This is a genomic window from Aeromonas sp. QDB56, assembly GCF_027705505.1.
Classification (GTDB): domain Bacteria; phylum Pseudomonadota; class Gammaproteobacteria; order Enterobacterales; family Aeromonadaceae; genus Aeromonas; species Aeromonas caviae.
The window spans coordinates 1-5,763 of record NZ_JAPDBZ010000194.1 but is presented as its reverse complement, the minus strand read 5'-3'; the positions used below and the strand labels follow the sequence as shown (position 1 = coordinate 5,763).

Genomic DNA, 5,763 nt, shown 5'->3' with positions numbered 1-5,763 from the left:
TCATGCCTCCCTCATTTTTTAGCCCTGATACTACGTGGACTGGAACTCAAATTCTCTTAAGTGAACAGCATTGCACCTCTCGGTGGGCTTTTTTGTGCTTACACTCTAATAAAGCCACTGTTATCAAGATGTGAACTTGATCCTTCCTTTCTTTTCAGAGATCGGCTATAAATTATTGTATATACATTTAGGGGTCGGTATGAACAAGGAACTGTTGAACTGCGAGCGGGTCTGGCTCAACGTGACACCCGCCACCCTGCGCCCCGATCTGGCGGACTACGGCCTGCTGGAGCCCCATGCCCTTGGCGTGCGGGATGGCAAGATCCACGCTCTGGTCCCCATGCAGGATCTCAAGGGCCCCTATGCCGCCTCCTGGCAGGACATGAAGGGGAAGCTGGTCACCCCCGGTCTCATCGATTGCCACACCCACCTCATCTTCGCCGGCAGCCGCGCCGAAGAGTTCGAGCTGCGCCAGAAGGGAGTCCCCTATGCGGAGATCGCCCGCAAGGGGGGTGGCATCATCAGCACGGTGCGCGCCACCCGGGCAGCCAGCGAGGAGCGGCTCTATGAGCTGGCGTTGCCGCGGATCAAGTCCCTGATCCGGGAAGGGGTCACCACAGTCGAAATCAAGTCCGGCTATGGCCTCACCCTGGAAGACGAGCTCAAGATGTTGCGGGTGGCCCGTCGTCTGGGAGAGACGCAGCCCATCCGGGTCAAGACCACGCTGCTGGCGGCCCATGCGGTGCCGCCGGAGTATCGCGACGATCCCGACTCCTGGGTCGAGACCATCTGCCAGGAGATCATCCCGGCGGCGGCCGAGGCAGGTCTCGCGGATGCGGTGGATGTCTTCTGCGAGCACATCGGCTTCTCCCTTGCCCAGACCGAGCAGGTCTATCTGGCGGCGGATCAGTACAACCTCGCGGTGAAAGGGCACATGGATCAGCTCTCCAACCTGGGGGGCAGCACGCTCGCCGCCCACTTCGGCGCCCTCTCGGTGGATCATCTGGAATATCTGGATCAGGACGGGATCCAGGCGCTGGCCCACCGTGGCGTGGTCGCCACCCTGCTGCCCACCGCTTTCTATTTCCTCAAGGAGACCAAGCTGCCCCCGATCGCTGCCTTGCGCAAGGCGGGGGTACCCATGGCTGTCTCTTCCGACATCAACCCGGGCACGGCCCCCATCGTCTCCCTGCGCATGGCCATGAACATGGCTTGCACCCTGCTTGGCCTGACCCCGGTGGAGGCCATGGCCGGGGTGACCCGCCACGCCGCCAGGGCGCTTGGCGAGCAGGAACGGCTGGGGCAGCTCAAGGTCGGCATGCTGGCGGATTTCCTTGTCTGGAACTGCGGCCATCCGGCCGAGCTCAGCTACCTCATCGGCGTCGATCAGCTGGTGAGCCGTGTGGTCAACGGGGAGGAAACCCTTCATGGATAAGTTTAACGGGATCGACATGTCGGTCTGGCAGGGGCGTCAGGATCCCGAAGACGGCGAGCTGGCCCTGCGCTGGCACGATAGGGTGCAACCCTGGCAGGGGAATCGCGAACCCGGCGTGGTGCTGCTCGGCTTTGCCTGTGACGAAGGGGTGCGCCGCAACAAGGGGCGGGTCGGCGCGGCCGGTGCACCGCTGGCGGTGCGCAAGCTGCTGGCCAACACGGCCTGGCATCTGGGCGCCCCCGTCTATGACGGCGGGGATCTGGCCTGTGAGGACGGCGATCTCGATGCCGCCCACGGGCGCTTGGCCGAACGGGTCGCGAGTGCGCTGGATCAGGGGCACTTCCCCCTGGTGCTGGGAGGCGGCCACGAGGTGGCGTTCGGTAGCTGGAGCGGCCTGAACCGTCATCTTGGTGGCGAAGGGCGGGTCGGGATCATCAATTTCGACGCCCACTTCGATCTACGCATGAAACAGGAGCAGGCGAGCTCGGGCACCCCCTTCTTCCAGATTGCCGAGCAGTGCGCCGCCCAGGGCACCCCCTTTCACTATGCCTGTCTCGGGGTGGCCGAAACCGCTAATACCGCGGCGCTCTTTGCCCGCGCCGAGGCGCTGGGAGTCTGGCACGTGCTGGACGAGGCGATGACGCAGACCGAGCTGCCAGCCTTGCTAGGCGGGCTGGATGCCTTCATCGCCCGTTGCGACCACCTCTATCTCACCATCGATCTCGACGTGCTGCCGGCGGCGGTGATGCCGGGAGTGAGCGCGCCCGCTGCTCGCGGCGTGGAGCTGGCGGTCATCGAACCGCTCATCGCCCATATCCGGGCCAGCGGCAAGCTCAGGCTCGCCGATCTGGCCGAGTACAACCCGAACCTGGATCAGGACAACCGCAGTGCCCGCGTGGCTGCGCGCCTGGTTCACCAGTTGACCAAGTAGTGGCGCACCGCGCCGCCTGACTGCATCGCTAAACAAGGAGTGTCTATGTCTGTACAACACCAGGATCCCCGCCACGATCCGAGCCGCGTGATCCGTGCTCCCCACGGCACCCAGCTGACCGCCAAGAGCTGGCTCACCGAAGCGCCACTGCGGATGCTGATGAACAATCTGGATCCGGATGTTGCCGAGCATCCCCAGTCCCTGGTGGTGTACGGCGGCATCGGCCGCGCCGCCCGAAACTGGGCCTGCTATGACAAGATCGTCGAGGTACTGACCCGGCTCGAGGACGATCAGACCCTGCTGGTGCAATCCGGCAAGCCGGTCGGGGTGTTCCAGACCCACAAGGATGCGCCGCGGGTGCTCATCGCCAACTCCAACCTGGTGCCCCACTGGGCCAACTGGGAGCACTTCAACGAGCTCGATAAAAAGGGTTTGATGATGTACGGCCAGATGACCGCTGGCTCCTGGATCTACATCGGCACCCAGGGCATCGTGCAGGGCACCTACGAGACCTTCTTCGCGGTGGCGAACCAGCACTTCAATGGCGAGCCCAAAGGCCGCTGGATCCTGACCGGGGGCCTGGGTGGCATGGGCGGTGCCCAGCCCCTTGCCGCCACCATGGCCGGTTTCTCCATGATCGCCGTGGAGTGCGACGAGACCCGTATCGATTTCCGTCTGCGTACCCGCTACGTCGACAAGAAGGCCCACAGCCTGGATGAGGCGCTGGCCATGATCGAGGAGGCCAAACGCAGCGGCACCGCCGTCTCCGTCGGCCTGCTCGGCAACGCCGCCGATGTCTTCGCCGAGCTGGTGGCTCGCGGCATCACGCCGGACGTGGTGACCGACCAGACCTCCGCCCATGACCCGGTACACGGCTACCTGCCCCAGGGCTGGAGCGTGGCTCAATGGCGCGATCTGCAAAAGAGTGCACCGGACGAGGTCAACGTGGCGGCTCGCCGCTCCATGGCCCGTCAGGTCGAAGCCATGCTGACCCTGCAATCCCGCGGCGCCGCCACGCTCGATTACGGCAACAACATCCGCCAGATGGCGCTGGAAGAGGGGGTCAAGAATGCCTTCGACTTCCCGGGCTTCGTGCCGGCCTATATCCGCCCGCTGTTCTGCGAGGGCATTGGCCCGTTCCGCTGGGTGGCCCTCTCCGGTGATCCGGAAGACATCTACAAGACCGACCAGAAGGTGAAGGAGCTGATCCCGGACGATCCCCACCTGCACAACTGGCTCGACATGGCCCGCGAGCGCATCGCCTTCCAGGGCCTGCCGGCGCGGATCTGCTGGGTTGGCGTCAAGGATCGGGTGCGCCTGGGCCTGGCCTTCAATGAGATGGTGAAGAATGGCGAGCTGAAGGCTCCGGTCGTCATCGGCCGTGACCACCTTGACTCCGGCTCGGTGGCGAGCCCGAACCGCGAGACCGAATCCATGATGGATGGTTCCGACGCCGTTTCCGACTGGCCGCTGCTCAACGCCCTGCTCAACACCGCCGGCGGCGCGACCTGGGTCTCTCTGCACCACGGTGGCGGTGTGGGCATGGGCTTCTCCCAGCACTCCGGCGTGGTGATCGTCTGTGACGGCACCGACGATGCCGCCAAGCGGGTCGGCCGCGTGCTGCGCAACGACCCGGCCACCGGGGTGATGCGTCACGCCGACGCCGGCTACGAGATTGCCATCAACTGTGCCCATGAGGCGAAACTGGATCTGCCGATGATCGACGCCACCGGCAAAGGGGTGAAATAAGATGTTCGAACTCAATCTGCAACCGGGCAAACTCTGCCTCGCCACCCTGCGCCGTGTCAGCCGTGAGCCGGTACACGTCAGCCTGGATCCGGCTGCCCTGGCGGGGATCCACGCCTCCGCCGCCGTGGTCACCAAGGTGATCGAGCAAAACCGGGTGGTCTACGGCATCAACACCGGCTTTGGCCTGCTGGCCAATACCCGGATCCCGGTGGAGCAGCTGGACGAGCTGCAACGCTCCATCGTGCTCTCTCATGCGGCAGGAATTGGCGAGTACATGGATGACGCCACCGTGCGGTTGATGATGGTGCTCAAGGTCAACTCGCTCGCCCGTGGCTTCTCCGGCATCCGGCTGACGGTGCTCGAGGCCCTGATGACCCTCATCAATGCCGAAGTCTACCCCGTGGTGCCGAAGAAGGGCTCCGTCGGCGCCTCCGGCGATCTGGCGCCCCTGGCCCACATGAGCTGCCTGCTGATCGGTGAAGGCAAGGCCCGTCACAAGGGCGAGCTGATCGACGCCGCCACTGCCCTGAAGATTGCAGGATTGGAGCCCATCGCCCTGGCGCCGAAAGAGGGGCTGGCCCTGCTCAACGGCACCCAGGCGAGCACCGCCTTCGCGCTGGAAGGGCTGTTCCATGCCGAGGATCTCTACGCCGGCGCCATCACCATCGGTGCCATGAGCGTTGAAGCGGCGCTGGGCAGCCGCCGGCCGTTCGATGCCCGCATCCACGAGGTGCGCGGTCAGCGCGGCCAGATCGATGCGGCCGCCTGCTACCGCCACCTGCTGGTGGACGGCAGCGAGATCGGCATGTCCCACCACAACTGCGAGAAGGTGCAGGATCCTTACTCCCTGCGCTGTCAGCCCCAGGTGATGGGGGCCTGCCTGACCCAGATCCGCCAGGCCGCCGAGGTGCTGGTGTGCGAGGCCAACGCGGTCTCCGACAATCCGCTGGTGTTTGCCGAGGATGAGGAGATCATCTCCGGCGGTAACTTCCACGCAGAACCCGTGGCCTTTGCCGCCGACAACCTGGCCCTGGCCATCGCCGAGATCGGGTCGCTGTCCGAGCGGCGCATGGCGCTGCTCATCGACTCGCGCATGTCCGGCCTGCCGGCCTTCCTGGTGAACAACGGCGGGGTGAACTCCGGTTTCATGATCGCCCAGGTCACTTCGGCGGCCCTGGCCTCCGAGAACAAGACCCTGGCCCACCCGGCCTCGGTAGACAGCCTGCCCACCTCGGCCAACCAGGAGGACCACGTCTCCATGGCCACCTTCGCCGGTCGCCGGCTGGCGGACATGGCCGAGAACACCCGTGGCATCCTGGCGGTGGAACTGCTGGCAGCGGCCCAGGGGCTCGACTTCCGCGCTCCCCTGCGCTCCACCGAGCTCATCGAGCTGGCCAAGGGCCGTTTGCGGGAAGAGGTCAGCTTCTATGACAAGGACAGGTACTTTGCACCGGACATCGAGGCGGCCGCCGCCTTGCTGAGCCGTGCCAGCTACAACGACCTGATCCCGGCCGGGACTCTGCCCAGCCTCTGACCCCGAGTCTGAGCAAACCATAAATAAGACCGCCCATGGGGCTAATGCCAGTCAGTTAAGCCTGACTGGCATTGTTTTTACTAGGTTTTCTCGTCGCATACTTCTGTGGTTTGG

General features: G+C 64.8%; 4 protein-coding genes. All 4 read left to right on the top strand.

All coding sequences use genetic code 11. From position 1 onward, the window contains the following. The first annotated feature begins 199 nt into the window (after positions 1-199). Genes hutI through hutH form a run of 4 tightly spaced genes read left to right on the top strand, consistent with a single transcriptional unit; the run spans position 200 to position 5,649 of the window. Positions 200-1,435: an imidazolonepropionase gene (hutI, locus tag OKB81_RS19190; protein ID WP_160839418.1), complete on the top strand. Its 1,236-nt coding sequence runs from the start codon at positions 200-202 to the stop codon at positions 1,433-1,435. After that, positions 1,428-2,366: a formimidoylglutamase gene (gene hutG, locus OKB81_RS19185; protein ID WP_039040414.1), complete on the top strand. Its 939-nt coding sequence runs from the start codon at positions 1,428-1,430 to the stop codon at positions 2,364-2,366. Before hutI ends, hutG begins: the two co-directional genes overlap by 8 nt. Before the next feature lie 45 nt (positions 2,367-2,411). Next, the gene (gene hutU / locus OKB81_RS19180; protein WP_042015303.1) at positions 2,412-4,115 is read left to right on the top strand and encodes a urocanate hydratase; all 1,704 of its coding nucleotides are present in this window, start codon (positions 2,412-2,414) and stop codon (positions 4,113-4,115) included. 1 nt (position 4,116) lies between these two features. Then, complete coding sequence (gene hutH, locus OKB81_RS19175; RefSeq protein WP_160839416.1) at positions 4,117-5,649, top strand: histidine ammonia-lyase; 1,533 nt, start codon at positions 4,117-4,119, stop codon at positions 5,647-5,649. Positions 5,650-5,763: the final 114 nt, after the last annotated feature.